We start from the raw sequence: 13,229 nt of genomic DNA on the forward strand, positions 1-13,229 counted from the left end.
GGAATACCGACAATGCTCGCGAAACAGGAAATCATCTCGGAAGTGGTTCGGACGAATCATGGGGCCACGAAGGTCTGGGAGGTGGCCAAGAGCCCGGCATCCCTCCACCTGTGGCACCCAGGAATCACGTCGTCGAAGCTCGAAAACTATGTGCGCGAGGTAGTTATGGAAGGAGGTGCGGTGATCTTCGAGCGAATCACCGCGACCGACGACAGCGAGCGTAGCTACAGCTACGCGTATGTGGACGGACCGCTCCCGATGACGAACTTCACATCGACGTTCACTGTCAATCCCTGCGGTCCGAACGCGTCGGAGGTGTCTTGGTCCGCGCGGTTCGACAAGGACGATTCGAGCACCGAGACAGCGGCATTGGTCGAGCAGATGTATCGGGCGGGCCTCACAGGCCTGCAGGAGTACCTGGACACCGTTCTCGGAACGGTGCATTCCGGGGAAGTGCGATAGGCCGCCCATGACTGAGAGGTCGCAACACCGGACAACTGTCGTCGTCACTCGCCGCGAATCGGTCGCGGAGTCGGTCCTACTCATCGAACTGGCCCGACGCGATGGAGGAAACCTACCCGCGTGGGCGCCTGGCGCCCATATCGAGCTGGATCTGGCCGGACAGTGGAAGCGCCAGTATTCGCTGTGTGGCGACCCCGCCGACCTGTCCCGATGGCAGATCGCGGTGCTCGAGGAACCGGACAGCCGCGGCGGTTCGCGACACATCCACAGACAGTTGGCCTGTGGTGACGAGATCGTTGTCAGGGATCCCGTCAACCGGTTCGAATTCCTCGAGGCACCTCGGTACCTGTTCATCGGCGGCGGGATCGGTATCACTCCACTGATCCCGATGATCGCAACGGCGGAACAGGCCGGTGCCGACTGGAGTCTCGTCTACGGCGGACGATCGTTGGATTCGATGAGTTTCGTCGACTCTCTTCGGGAGACGTATCGCGAGAACGTCCGCATCGTTCCTCAGGACCGTGACGGGTTCCTCGACATCGAGCAGCTGCTCTCCCGTCGGCGCACCGGCGAGCACGTGTACTGCTGTGGACCCGACGGGCTGCTCAATGCCGTCGAAGCCGCATACAGCAAGCGCGGATTCCCTGACGAAGAGCTGCACATGGAGCGATTCCGTGGCACGTCGCCCCCTGCGGGTGACGATGATCAGCCTTTCCTCGTCACCATCGCCTCTACGGGGGAACAAATCAAGGTCGGGCCGCAGTGCTCGATCCTGGGGGCCTTGTCGAAGTCGGGATACGAGGTGGAGTCCTCGTGCGAAGAGGGCACCTGCGGAAGCTGCGAGGTCGGAGTGCTCGACGGTGTCCCCGATCACCGGGACTCGGTCCTGTCAAAGAACGAACGAGAGGCCGGCGACACGATCATTGTGTGCGTATCACGTTCCGCCGGAGCCACTCTCACCCTAGATCTGTAAACACGACGTACTCGGAGGATCGGAAGATGGACGACATCAGGAGCTTCGACAAGCTGTTCATCGGCGGCCAGTGGGTGGCACCCGCGGGCAACGAGTTCATCGAGGTAATCTCGCCGGTGACCGAGCAGGTCATCGCCCGAGTCCCCGACGGCTCCACCGCCGATGCAGAGCGCGCGATCCGCGCCGCCCGCCGTGCGTTCGACCACGGAGAATGGCCTCGACTGGCCCCCGCGGAGCGGGCGTCCTACCTGCGGCGCATCGGCGACGAAGTAAAGAAGCGGCGGGCCGAGCTCGAGGAGACGTTCGTCGGCGAGGTCGGTGCGCCGCTCGCGACGGCATCAGCCTTCCACGAGCGGGCAATGGACATGTGGGACGACAATGCGAGCCTTCCCGAACGCGCGACGTGGGAGGACCCGCGGCAATGGCCGGGCGGACACGGCCTGCTGGTGAAGGAACCGGTCGGTGTCGTGGCAGTCATCATCCCGTGGAACGCACCGATCTGTTCGGCATCGAGCAAGATGGGCCAGGCGCTTGCGGCGGGATGCCCGGTGATCCTCAAACCCGCCCCGGAGAGTCCGGTCAGCACGATGATCCTCGCCGAGGCGATCGAGGCGGCCGGCTTGCCCGAGGGTGTCGTCAGCATCATCCCGGGTGGTCGCGAACTCGGCGAGTACATCGTGTCCCACAAGCTGGTCGACGCAGTGACATTCACCGGCAGCACCGCAGCGGGAAAACGTGTGATGAGTCTGTGCAGTCAGAACATCACCCGCGTCGCGCTCGAGCTCGGGGGCAAGTCCGCGGGGATCATCGCCGACGATATTCCCTTGGATCGGGTGTTGCCCGACTTAGCGTTCGCGGGCATCGGCCACTCGGGCCAGGTGTGTGCCGCGCTGACGCGCGTGCTGGTCCCGCGCAAACGACACGACGAGGTGACGGACGCACTCGCGGAGACGTTCCGCAGCGTCGTCGTCGGTAACCCCCGTGATGCAGGTACGCACCTCGGGCCGCTGATCGCAGAACGGCAGCGCGACCGGGTCGAGGACTACATCGGTGTGGGCCAGAACGAGGGCGCCAAGCTGGTGACCGGTGGCGGCCGTCCGCACCACTTGTCGACCGGATGGTTCGTCGAGCCTACTTTGTTCGCCCAGGTGGACAACTCCATGCGAATCGCGCGCGAGGAGATCTTCGGTCCGGTGGTCGGGGTGATTCCGTTCGACTCGGTTGAGGAAGCGATCGACCTCGCGAACGATTCGGACTTCGGCTTGTCGGGCGCCGTCTACGCCAGTGAGAGCGACCTGGCTGAGAGCATCGCGCGCCGCATCCGCACCGGGCAGGTCTCGGTGAACTCGTGGGACATGTGCACCTCCGAGCCGTTCGGTGGATTCAAGCAGTCGGGCATCGGCCGGGAGGGCAGCGTCGAAGGAATGGACACGTTCCTCGAGAAGAAGCTTATTCAGTTCAAGAATTGACCTGCCCGTTTCTAATCGGCAGTAGTGAAAGGCATCAAAATGAGCTCTACGGACTATGACGCGATCGTTGTAGGTGCCGGGTGGGCCGGAATGTACTCCGCGTACAAGCTCCGCGACGCCGGTCTGACCGTTCTCGGAATCGAGAAGGGCTCGGACGTGGGCGGCACCTGGTACTGGAACCGCTACCCCGGCGCACGATGCGATATCCCGAGCGTGAACTACTCGTTCTCCTTCTCGGAGGAGATCTGGGGCAACTGGAACTGGTCCGAGCGCTACGCGGCGCAGCCCGAGATCGAGCGATACGCGCACTTCGTCGCCGACCACCTCGATATCCGCAGTGCGTTCACCTTCGACACCGACGTGACCGGCGCCGCCTACGACGAGAGCAACCGCTGCTGGCGCGTCCCCACCACGTCCACCTATGGTGAGCGGGTATACACGTCGAAGTACCTGATCCTGGCCACGGGTCCGTACTCGAAGCCGGTCCACCCGGCCATCGACGGGCTGTCAACCTTCGCCGGTGAGATGTATCTTTCGTCCCAATGGCCGCGCGAGGCTGTCGACTACACCGACAAGCGTATCGGCGTCATCGGTACCGGATCCAGCGGTATGCAGGTCGTGACGCAGATCGGCACACACGAATCCTTCGACGAGCTGTTCGCGTTCCAGCGAACCCCGAACTATGCTCTGCCGGCCGGGAACCGGCCGCTCACCGAGGACGACATGCGCGAGATCAAGCGCGGATACCCAGAGTTCTGGGACAAGGTGCGCACATCGGGGTCGGGAACGCTCTGTGAGGTTCCCGTAGGCCCGATCAAGGACCTCACCGACGAGGAACTCTTCGAGCTGATGGATCAGCTATGGAAAATCGGCGGTCCAGCGATCCTCAACGGCATCAGCGATCTCGTGCTCGACGAGGAGTCCAACCGGCGCGTCGCGGCATACCTACACGCCGATATCCGCCGGCGTGTGAAAGATCCGGACCTGGCAGAAAAGCTGTGTGCAAAGACGCATTTCATCGGATCGCGGCGGCATCTCAACGAGGACCACTACTTCGAACTGTTCAATTACGACAACGTCCACCTCGTCGATATCGCCGAGGACCCCATCATCCGGGTCGTCGAGACCGGCGTCGAACTCGAATCCGGTCGGTTGATCGAACTCGATATGATCGTTCTCGCAACCGGATTCGACTCGGGTACTGGTGCGCTACTCGCGATCGACCCGGTTGGCCGGGACGGTATGGCATTGTCCGAGAAGTGGACGGACGGTCACAACAGCTATCTGGGTGTGGCGACCCAGGGCTTTCCGAACATGTTCATGACCGCGGCGCCCGGGAGCCCGTCGATTCGCGCGAATGTGCTGGTCTCGATCGAGCAACAGGTTGACTGGCTCTCCGAGTTCATCGCGTCGATCGAATCGGCCGCAGGCGACGAGGTGGAGGTCGCGGCGCCCGCCGAGGAGCTCTGGACCAAGCACGTCGCGGACACGGTGAACAGCACGCTCATCGCTCGGGACGACACTCAATATGTCGGCGCGAACGTCCCGGGGAAGCCTCGTGTCTACCTCGCGTATATCGGAGGGGTCAATGTGTACCGGATCATCTGTGAGTCAGTCGCCGAGGATCGGTATCCCGGGTTCCGGGTCCTGAGCGGAGACCGTCGTGTTTTGTCCTCTACCGACAACTGGCCGGGACCGCCGAACGACCCGAACCTGCAGACCCGCTTCGGAATGTCGCTGAGCAGCACGGTCATCTGACATGACACAACACGCATATTTGATGCTGATCGACGGCAAGCTCGTCCCCGCGCTCTCCGGTGAGGCGGCCCAGTCTCAGGACCCGTACACCGGAGCCGTGGTCGGAGCCTATCCCGACGGCGCCGCCGAGGACGTCGACCTGGCAGTCAAGGCCGCAGTGAGCGCGTTCGAGTCGTCCGGGTGGGCAACGGACGTCGCGCTGCGCGTCCGATGCCTGCGCTCGTTGGCCGACCTGGTCGAAGCGCGCGTCACGGAGTTCGCGCTGCTGGAGTCGTCCGACAACGGGAAGCCGATCCGCGAGGTGTCGGGGTCGATCGCCAAGAGCCCCCAGTGGTATCGGTACGCGGCATCGGTGGCCGAAACCTTCCCGTTCACGAGCCCGCTCGGTGCAGACCCCTCGGTGGTGAGCGTGACGATGCGAGAGCCATACGGCGTGGTCGGCGTACAGGTTCCGTGGAATTCACCCTCGGTACTGCTCGCCCAGGTCGCCAGCATGTGCCTGGCCGCGGGCAACACCGTGGTGATCAAGCCCTCCGAAATGGCCCCCTGTTCGTTGCTGGCGTTGGCCGAATTGTTCGCCGATGCCGGATTCCCGAACGGTGTGGTGAACGTCGTTTCGGGCGACGGGGCGTCGGTGGGGGCCGCGCTGTGCGATCACCCCGACGTCGCACGGCTTGCGTTCACCGGCGGCCCGCAGGCGGGGCGCATCGTCGCCGGGAAGGGTGCCGAACGTCTGGTGCCCTCGACTCTCGAACTCGGCGGCAAGAGCGCGAACCTGGTTTTCCCCGACGCCGACCTGGAGCGCGCGGTGGAAGCGATCGCCGCGGGCATTCTCAGTTCCAGTGGCCAGAGCTGCGTCGCGGGGTCGCGGGCGGTCGTCCATGTCGACGTCTTCGACGAGGTGAGGGAACGAGTGGAGGCTGCGGTGGTAGGCGCCCGCGTGGGCGACCCACGGGACCCGGCCACCGATGTCGGTCCGTTGATCAGCGCGGCCCAGTGCGACTATGTCGCCGGTCTCGTCGAGTCGGCACGGGTGGCCGGCGGACGGGTGACAGAGGCGGCCGGCGTGCGAGACCTCGGCGGCAACTTCTATCCTCCAACCGTCGTGTCCGGTGTACCTGCGGACGCGGACATCGCGCAGAAGGAGGTATTCGGCCCGGTACTGGTGTGCCTGCCGGCGACGTCCGAGGCCGAGGCCGTGCGGATCGCCAACGACACGCGGTACGGGCTCGCGGCCGGTGTCTGGACCCGAGACCTCAGTCGCGCGTTCCGCGTCAGTCAACGACTGCGCGCCGGTAGCGTCTGGGTGAACCAGTACCGGCGAACAGATCCAGCGTTCCCCTTCGGAGGTTATGGCGAGAGCGGCTACGGCAGGGTCAGCGGAATCGACGGGTTCATGGAAATGACACGGGTGAAAAGCATCCAGATGAAGATATCGGACGAGTCATGACAAAAACCATGGAGTGCAAAGCCGCAGTTCTCGTCGAGTACGGCAGTCCTCTCGAGATCCAGACGGTCGCGATTCCGACGACACTCGAAAGCAATGCGCTGTTGGTGCGCAACCGGATGGCGACGGTGTGCGGCACCGACGTGCACCTGTGCGCGGGTCACGCGATGGCATCCACCAGTGTCGGAAAGTCGCTTCCCATCGTCGCCGGCCATGAAGCGGTGGGCGAGATCGTGGATATGAACGGCACCGAGTACGACTCGGTCGGGAATCGCCTGGCGGTCGGCGACCGGGTCATCTGGACGCACGGATTCTGCGGCAGCTGCCGTCAGTGCACAGTCGAGAACTCTCCGACGCTGTGTGAGCGGCGGCGCGGATACATGGCGGCCGGTCCGGACGTATACCCCCATCTGAATGGAACATTCGCAGAGTACGGGTACGTGTTTCCGACGTCGGGGCGCGTTCGGGTTCCGTCGAACATTTCGGATCCTGTGGCGTCCGCCGCGTCGTGTGCCCTCAGGACCATGGTCCACGCCTTCGACCGGCTCGGGCGCATCGAAGAGCGGCAATCGGTGGTCATCCAGGGGGCCGGGCCTCTCGGGTTGTTCGCTGTTGCGCTGGCGAAGGAGTCGGGTGCCGCGTCGATCACGGTAATCGGTGGACCGTCCGCCAGGCTTGCGCTGGCGACGGAATGGGGGGCCGACAATGTCATCGACATCGTGGAGGTGCCCTCGGCCGAGGACCGTGCGGAGGTGACACGACAGCTGACCGGAGGTCGGGGCGCGGATGTCGTCATCGAGGCGTCGGGTGCGACCACGGCGTTCACGGAAGGACTGGGTGTTCTGGCCCGTGGCGGACGGTACGTTCTCGTCGGGCAATTGCACGCGAACAGCATTCCGGTGAATCCGAGTCAGATCGTCGTCAAGCATGCCACCGTTGTCGGCTCGGTGTCGGGCGCGGTCAATCACTACGCGCGGGGACTCGAGTTCCTGAGTCGGCACGCCGACAGCTACGACTGGGATCGGATGATTAGCAGTATACGGCCGTTCGAGAAGATCAACGACGCAATCGCCGCCATGACCACCGAGGGCGAGATCAAGCCCGCGGTGTCCTTCTGAGGTCGAGTGCAATGTCAGCAGTCCGAGAAGCAGGCCCGCAGGTCTACGCCATCGCATGGGCGGAGGACGAACGCAGGGATTCCGATCAGTTCTATCGGTTCAAGACGTACAGCGAGCCGGACGGTGTTCGACATCTCGTCTTCTTCGCCTGGTTGATCAGTCACGCCGGCAGGCTGACGCTGTTCGATACCGGAGCGTCGAGGGCTGTTGCCGCTCAACGCGGGATCAACTACATGGGTTCGGTCGCCGACGGTGTGAGGGAACTCGGCATCGACCCCGCTGTGGTCGATACGGTGGTCATCTCGCACCTGCACTACGACCACTCGGGAGGGATGCCCGACTTCCCCGGTGCCCGGATCGCGATCCACCCTAAGGAGGTCGAGTTCTGGACTGGGCCGAATCTGGCTCGGGCGCAGTTCAATTCCATCGTCGAACTGGACGATATCGTGTTCCTGATCCGCGCGATCCGAGACGGCCGCGTCGACTTCGTGACCGAGGGGTCTGCGATCACCCCGGACATCACTGTGCGGCACCTCCCGGGGCACTCGGTGGGGCAGATCGGACTTCAAGTCGGCGGCGTGGACGGGTTACTCCTGGCCGCGGACGCTGCGCACTATTACGACGAGGTGTTCAGCAACCGCCCGTTCACGGTCTTCTCGGACTTGCCGGTGATGTACGACAGTTATGACCGGATCCGCACCTTGATCGGCGGAGCCCGCGATCGCCTTGTCCCGGGTCACGACTCCCAGGTATTCGATGTGTTCGGCACCGGCGACGCACTGTGGCGGCCAGGCCGAACGCCACGAGTATTCCGGGTGCGGTAGGAGGAATGCGTGAGAAGAATTCCTCGGCGGTTGCGTTCATGAATCCACAGACGGCGATCGAAGCACTAGTTGATCTCATCCAGTCCCGGGAGAGCCTGGAAGATTATGAGATGTGGCATGTCGACGCCCGCAGTGTGCTGACGGAATACTTCGGTGAGTCCTCGGTCCACGTGCGCAATCTCGCCGAGACCACCTCGTGGAGATGGCAGGAGTTGTCGACAGGGCACAAGCATCCCCGCCGTCTCGAACACATGCGAACCGAGGCCGCGGATCGGGCCACGGGTGTACTCCGCGAGGCCGTCTACGCGATCGAATTTTCTATGGCGTCATGCGGCCCACTCGATGATGTTTCACTGGACCTCTCCCTATTGGAAACCATCAGAGCTGCTGTCCGCATGCGTGATTGGGTGCGAATACCCGCCGAAAGGCGGGCGACGCGGGCTCAGTGAGTTGCCCTTATCGTGACAATTTTGAGGACGTGTGCGTGGCCGCACGTCCGAGCCGAGCGCTGCGTCTTGTCGGGAAGCAAACAGCGTCGCTCGAGAGCTCACACATGAGCCGAAGGGTACCAGGAGCCCACCAGGTCCTCTCGTATGCGAGATTGGCGGGAACCCTGCCCGTCACCGTGCGCACGCACGACCAATTCACTCGGCGTGCTTCGTCCGCTCCACCACCCAGGCGGCAATCTGCGATCGAGAGTTGAAACCCAGCTTCTCAAGGATATGCTCGACATGACCCTGAGCTGTTCGTGGAGATATCACGAGCTCGGCAGCGATCTTCTTGTTCGTAAAGCCTTGGGCCACCATATCCGCGACCTCCCGTTCACGTCTGGTCAGGGGATTCACGGTGCTGTCGGACGACCGAGACGTCGCCGCGGGTTGCTCGCCGAGGGCATAGGCGATTGCCTTCTCGGCAGTCAACGCCCGACCTTGCTCGCGGACTTTTTCAAAGGCTTGCTGACCGAGTGCACCGACCGCTGATCGTTCACACTGCTCGTGGTCGGCGACCAAGTTATGGAAAAGGACCGAGGAACTTCCCACTCCTGATCCCAGAACCTCAGCCGCACCCAACAGCACCCCGGCGTGCTCCGCACGGCCTTCGGCGCACGTGACCCACGCCACCGCCTCCAGACACATCGCCAACAGTAGAGGCTCGTCCACGGGCCGGGCGAGCCGCAGACATTGTTCCAGCAGCAGGGCCGCGCGGGGAAAGTCACCTAGCCGAAAGACTGCAACGCCCATGGCCCACAGCGAGTACGACCGAAACACCGATTCGCCTCGAGGCTCTGTAATCGCAAGGACCTTCTCGTGGTAACTAATCGCCTGTGCGAGATCCCCTCTCAATTCGTATGCCAGTCCGAGCATCATCAGGATCCACGCTTCCAGGGAAAGATCGCCCCGTGTGTGGAATTCGGCGTATGCTGCTTCGAGCTTCGTGCTTGCGCGAGGGAGATCGCCACTGTACAGCGCCAGAAGTCCTTCGGCATGGGCGATGCGCGCGTTGACCACCGGATCGTCCATCTGCTCAGCCAATGCTTGTCCTTCTTCGACCAGGGAGGCTGCGGAGTCCAGGTCGCTTTGTAGTTCGGCCAGCACGCTGGCGGCATATAGGGCCTTGACTCGTTCCTCTGTCGGTCGAATGGAACTGTGCGCTAAGGCGCGCCCGAGCCAGTAGCGTCCCTCGCTGAGAAGGTTGCGAGAAAGCCAGAACGTGAACAGGGTGCCGGCGATTTCAAGCGCTTTGACGCTCTGTTCTTCGGCCTTTTCGAACAGGCTGAACTCGAGTGCCTCACGCAGATTTGGTTGTTCCCACTCCAGTCGGGAGATCCACTCCAGTTGTCGCGAGCTGACCCAGTCAGCCTCCGCCTTGAGCGCGAGCTGCTGGTACCAATCTCGGTGCTTGCGAGCTTGTTCCAGATGCTCGCCGATGTTCTCCGCCTTCTCACGGCCGTAGTCGCGGAGAGTCTCGAGCATTCGAAACCGCACCGCCGAGGAACGCTGTTCTCGGATCAGGATCGACTTGTCGACAAGTGAGGTCAATGAGTCCAGGAGATCCTGAGGTGCCAGGCCGTGGCCGCCTACTTTCTCGGCCGCGTCCAGCTCAAAGCTGCCGGCGAACACCGAAAGCCGTCGCCACACCGATTGCTCTTGTTCGGTGCACAACTCGTAACTCCAGTCGATGCACAACCGCAGTGTCTGCTGCCGCGTCGGGGCCCTCCGACTTCCCGTTGTCAACAGGGCGTATCGGTCGGTGAGGCGTTGCAGGATCTGCTCGGCTGACATGGCGCGTAGTCGAGCCGCGGCCAACTCGATCGCAAGGGGGAGACCATCAAGCTGACGACATATTCCGGCTACCGCAGCTCGATTCGTGTCGGTCAGGGCAAACTCCGGGACGGCCTCAACGGCTCGTTCGGTGAATAGCGTCACTGCATCGAATCGCGGCATCCCTTCAAGAGTTGGCTCATTGCCGGGTTCGGGGGCATCGAGTGGTGGCACGCGCACAACGGTCTCGCCACCGATACCGAGCGGTTCACGGCTCGTGGCCAGGATCCGTACTCTCGGGCAGGACCGCAGCAATGTCTCTGCGAGCTCGGCTGCTGCCTCTACCACCTGCTCGCAGTTATCCAACATGAGCAGAAGGTCGCGCGATGCAAGGAAATCAACCACTACTGCCTGTAGTGATCGCGCGGGCTGATCCTTCAACCCGAGAGCACCGGCCACCACATCGATGACCAGCGACTGATCCCGCACCTCACCCAGCTCGACGAGCCATACGCCGTCGGGAAATGTGCGCCGGGCGTTCGTCGCTGCCCGCAGCGCAAGACGCGTCTTACCGACGCCTCCGATACCCGTCAGCGTCACCAGACGCCAGCTCGACAACCTCTTCTTCACCTCGGTCAACTCCCGTCGGCGACCGATAAAGCTGGTCAATTCCAACGGAAGGTTCCCCGTAGATCCTCGCCTCGGTGTCGACGACCCCGGCGGGTACCGCCGAGCGGAGGTGTCTCCGTGACCTTCCGGAGTGGGACGGTCCCGGCGAGACTCCGGGCCGCCAGGGACGTTAGTCAGTGCCATTTCATCGACCGGGAAGCCGTTCCGGAGCTGGACCTGTCTCAATTCTTCACCGAACTCGGCTGCGGTATGGGGTCGATCCTGTGGGTTGCCAGACATGGCTCGTTCGATCGCCACGCAAAGGTCCTCAGGAAACCCCTTTTCGCGCAGATTCGGTATCGGCTGTGCGGTGATGCGCAGAAACTGCGCGATCACTTGTTCACCGTGTCGGCGTTCGAAAGCGGCATGACCGGTGATAGCAGCGAATATCGTCGCGCCGAGCCCGTAGATATCGGAAGCGGCGCCTGGTGGGTCGCCCCGCAACACCTCCGGCGCGATGAATGCCGGTGAACCGGTGACGGTGCCTTTGGCAGTCTCGAAACCTCCGGAGATGTGGGCGATGCCGAAGTCGGTCAATGCAGGCTCGCCGTAGTCGGTGAACAGGATATTTGCGGGTTTGACGTCGCGATGGAGGATGTCGAGCCGGTGCGCGCTTTCGACAGCTCCGGCGATCTTGACCCCGAGCTGCAGGGCTTCGTCCAATGCGAGTGGGCCGTCGCGGCCGATCCGCGTATCAAGTGAATCCTGAGATAGGTATGGCATCACGATAAAGGGCCGTTGGCTGTCGGTGGCGCCGACCTGAAGGACGTTGACGATGTTCGGATGACCAGTCAACCGCCCCATCGCGCGCTGCTCACGAAAGAAGCGCTCCCGATTTTCCTCATCGAGGTCGGCGGTGAGCACCTTCACCGCCACGGTGCGGTCCAGGGCAGATTGGGTGCATCGGTACACGACTCCGAAACCCCCATGGCCGATCTCGTTAGCATTCTCGAATCCGGCCGCGCTCAGTTCCATTGTGAGGGAGGGCACTACAGCACGCTGTGTATCAAGTGGCTCGCGATCGATCATAGTTTGTCCCACTCATTCTGACCTTGGCGGAGGTTCGAGCTCACCCCTCCACGGCATTGCATGGCGTGGCATGGCAACGGAGATGCACTACCTTTACCTCCGAGGGCATCTCTTCAGGATATCGCCGCACATGTCGCGACACAGAGGCACTGGAAAACACCGCGCCGAAACGAGGCGACGATCGCGGCATAGACGATCTCCGACAACGCTGTCGTGTGGTTCGGGGCAGGTTGGCGGGCCAGTCTTGCGCCGTTGACCTCGTAGGGGTGAGGGTGCCGATCCCGCGTGAGTGGCCCACTCGTGGCGGCGGGGTGACGGGCGCGGGCTGGCAGCGGCCGATATACCGGCTCAGACGAATGCCAGAGTCACGTTCTTGAATATTCACTGAGACTACGGCACTCCCATATCGGTACGAGGTACCCAGTCTCGGCATTCTGGCTCACCGCACGCCCCGTCGACGCCGTCAAGCTCTCGACCGGTGTAGGCGGGTTTGTTCCATCCGAGGATCGGCGACGACCAAGCGTGTGCCGACTCGGTGGTGTAGTCGAGGTTACGTTGCCGAATGCGGGGTTGGGGCGCGCGAATGTGACCGTCGCTTGTCCGGGTGGATCGGCGCGAGTTTGAGGGTGCAGAGTTCGTCGAGTCGGCGTCGGACGCTGTCGTTGACGGTGGGGTGGTGGGTGAGGAGACGGTGCAACCTGCGGTAGAACACGGTGGGGTAGACGCCGAACTCGGGGAGGATGTGTTCGTCTCCGCCTCCGAAGGGTGCCCATTTGACCGCGAAGTCGAGCATGGTGAGCTCGTCCTTGGTCACGGGTGTCTCCGTTCTCTTTTGTCTGGGTGCGCGGGTGCGGCCGTGCGGGGTGTCGCATGGCCGCACCGTCCGGTTAGCGCACGTCGAGGTAGATGCTTTTGAGCTGTTGGTAGCTGGTGAGGCCTTCGGGTCCGAGTTCGCGGCCGAGGCCGCTGTTCTTGATGCCGCCGAAGGGGGCGGTGGGGTCGTTGGAGTAGCCGTTGATGCCGACGGTTCCGCTGGCGATGCCCCGCGCGAATTGGGTGCCGCGTTCGGGGTCGGCGGTCCAGATGGAGCCGCCGAGGCCGTAGTCGGAGTGGTTGGCGATGGCGATCGCTTCGGCTTCGTCGGTGTAGGGGATGACGGACAGGACGGGTCCGAAGATTTCTTCCTGGGCGATGGTGTGGCCGGTTTCGACGTCGGCGA

General features: G+C 63.1%; 11 protein-coding genes. 8 read left to right on the forward strand and 3 right to left on the reverse strand.

From position 1 onward, the window contains the following. Positions 1–12 precede the first annotated feature (12 nt). From ACFVJ3_RS44295 to ACFVJ3_RS44330, 8 genes are read left to right on the forward strand one after another with little or no spacing between them, the layout of a single operon-like run. Positions 13–462, forward strand: coding sequence for an SRPBCC family protein (locus ACFVJ3_RS44295; RefSeq protein ID WP_378458106.1), 450 nt, complete (start codon positions 13–15; stop codon positions 460–462). 7 nt (positions 463–469) lie between these two features. Continuing rightward, a complete protein-coding gene (locus ACFVJ3_RS44300) occupies positions 470–1,435 on the forward strand; it encodes a PDR/VanB family oxidoreductase (RefSeq protein WP_378458107.1) in 966 nt (321 codons plus the stop codon). A gap of 26 nt (positions 1,436–1,461) precedes the next feature. Beyond that, on the forward strand, positions 1,462–2,904 hold the full coding sequence (locus ACFVJ3_RS44305; protein ID WP_378458108.1) for an aldehyde dehydrogenase: 1,443 nt from the start codon (positions 1,462–1,464) through the stop codon (positions 2,902–2,904). 39 nt (positions 2,905–2,943) lie between these two features. Further along, on the forward strand, positions 2,944–4,662 hold the full coding sequence (locus ACFVJ3_RS44310; RefSeq protein ID WP_378458109.1) for a flavin-containing monooxygenase: 1,719 nt from the start codon (positions 2,944–2,946) through the stop codon (positions 4,660–4,662). Between the two features lies 1 nt (position 4,663). Further along, positions 4,664–6,112: an aldehyde dehydrogenase family protein gene (locus tag ACFVJ3_RS44315; RefSeq protein WP_378458110.1), complete on the forward strand. Its 1,449-nt coding sequence runs from the start codon at positions 4,664–4,666 to the stop codon at positions 6,110–6,112. Further along, the gene (locus tag ACFVJ3_RS44320) at positions 6,109–7,227 is read left to right on the forward strand and encodes a zinc-binding dehydrogenase (RefSeq protein WP_378458111.1); all 1,119 of its coding nucleotides are present in this window, start codon (positions 6,109–6,111) and stop codon (positions 7,225–7,227) included. The genes ACFVJ3_RS44315 and ACFVJ3_RS44320 overlap by 4 nt, the downstream gene beginning before the upstream one ends. 11 nt (positions 7,228–7,238) lie before the next feature. Then, entirely contained in the window at positions 7,239–8,051 is an 813-nt protein-coding gene (locus ACFVJ3_RS44325; protein ID WP_378458112.1) for an N-acyl homoserine lactonase family protein, read from the forward strand. 5 nt (positions 8,052–8,056) lie between these two features. Further along, positions 8,057–8,500, forward strand: a complete 444-nt coding sequence (locus ACFVJ3_RS44330; RefSeq protein WP_378458113.1) for a hypothetical protein — start codon at positions 8,057–8,059, stop codon at positions 8,498–8,500. A 195-nt stretch (positions 8,501–8,695) separates the two neighbouring features. On the opposite strand, the gene ACFVJ3_RS44335 is transcribed toward ACFVJ3_RS44330, so the two are convergent. The 3 genes from ACFVJ3_RS44335 to ACFVJ3_RS44345 form a co-directional block, all read right to left on the reverse strand. After that, positions 8,696–12,010 carry a protein kinase gene (locus tag ACFVJ3_RS44335; protein WP_378458114.1) on the reverse strand — a complete coding sequence of 1,105 codons (3,315 nt, stop codon included), beginning with the start codon at positions 12,008–12,010 and terminating at the stop codon, positions 8,696–8,698. A 550-nt stretch (positions 12,011–12,560) separates the two neighbouring features. Next, positions 12,561–12,824, reverse strand: coding sequence for a hypothetical protein (locus tag ACFVJ3_RS44340; RefSeq protein ID WP_378458115.1), 264 nt, complete (start codon positions 12,822–12,824; stop codon positions 12,561–12,563). A gap of 73 nt (positions 12,825–12,897) precedes the next feature. Next, the coding region (locus tag ACFVJ3_RS44345) for an aldehyde dehydrogenase family protein (protein ID WP_378458116.1) at positions 12,898–13,229 on the reverse strand (332 nt) is incomplete at its 5' end.

Origin of the sequence: Rhodococcus sp. NPDC127593 (genome assembly GCF_042671975.1) — a bacterium.
Classification (GTDB): domain Bacteria; phylum Actinomycetota; class Actinomycetes; order Mycobacteriales; family Mycobacteriaceae; genus Rhodococcus_F.